2 protein-coding genes are annotated in these 1,171 nt (G+C 74.6%); both read left to right on the top strand.

Annotated elements, in window-relative coordinates:
• Positions 1 to 159: 159 nt before the first annotated feature.
• A complete protein-coding gene (locus NCC78_RS31800) occupies positions 160 to 429 on the top strand; it encodes an FMN-binding protein (protein WP_250799161.1) in 270 nt (89 codons plus the stop codon).
• Positions 430 to 478: 49 nt separating this feature from the next.
• Positions 479 to 1,171, top strand: a 693-nt coding sequence (locus NCC78_RS31795; protein WP_250799152.1) for an FAD:protein FMN transferase, incomplete at its 3' end; no start/stop codon positions are given.

Here is a 1,171-nt window from a genome sequence, read left to right as displayed (position 1 = left end):
CAGGTCGGGGCGGAGCCGTCGCCGACCGGTGCCGCCACCGCGACCCCCCGGCCCAGCCGCACCGCCACCCGGCCGCCGACCACCCGGCCCCGCGCGACGACGCAGGCGCCGTCGGCGCCGCGCACCACCACCAAGCCGCCGACCTCGACCACCCGCACCGTGACCGGGCCGGTGGTGGAGAACGAGTACGGCAACGTCCAGGTGCAGATCACCCTCTCGGGCTCACGGATCGTCAACGCGGTGGCGCTGGAGCTGCCGGAGGAAACCGCCCAGTCCGACCAGCGCAGCGAGGACGTCGACGGCCGGTACAGCGGCACGTCGGGGCAGGTGGTGCAGCGGCAGAGCGCAGACCTGGACACCGTCTCCGGGGCGACCGCCACCAGCAACTCCTACCGGCAGTCGTTGCAGGCCGCCATCGACCGGGCCTGACGTGCCGGCGTCGTCGACCCGGCCCGGTCTGCGCCGGGTCGAGCACATCATGGGTACGGCGATCAGCCTGGACCTAGCCGACGACCTGCCCGCCGCCGAACTGGACGAACTGGCCGAGGGCGTCTTCTCCTGGCTGCGCGAGGTGGACGCCCGGTTCAGCACGTACCGGGCCGACAGCGAGGTGTGCCGCTTCTCGCGGGGGGAGTTGCTGCTCTCCGAGGCCGGCGCGGACCTGCGGGCGGTGCTGGAACGCTGCGCCGACCTGTGGGGGGCCACCGACGGCTTCTTCGACGCGTACGCCACCGGGGGGCTCGACCCGTCCGGCTACGTCAAGGGCTGGGCGGCGCAGGTCGCCTCGGACCGGCTGCTCGTCGCCGGGGCGGTGAACCACTGCCTCAACGCCGGCGGCGACGTGCGGGTACGCGGGTTCTCCCCGTCCGGGCAGCCCTGGCGGGTCGGCATCCGGCACCCGTGGGACGCGATGTCGACCTGCCTGGTGCTGACCGGCACCGACCTGGCCGTGGCCACCTCCGGCGTCTACGAGCGGGGCCACCACGTGCTGGACCCTCGCCGGGGTGTGCCGGCCCGTGGGCTGCGGTCGGTCACCGTGGTCGGCCCCGACCTCGGGCTGGCCGACGCGTACGCCACCGCGGCGGTGGCGATGGGGGTGGCCGGGATCGGTTGGCTGGACAAGCTCCCCGGTCACCAGCACGCGGTGATCACCGAAGACGCCCGCTGCCTG

This window comes from Micromonospora phytophila (genome assembly GCF_023656545.1).
GTDB lineage: Bacteria > Actinomycetota > Actinomycetes > Mycobacteriales > Micromonosporaceae > Micromonospora > Micromonospora phytophila.
The sequence above is the reverse complement of the archived record's forward strand: the minus strand, read 5'-3'. Positions and strand labels throughout refer to the sequence as shown.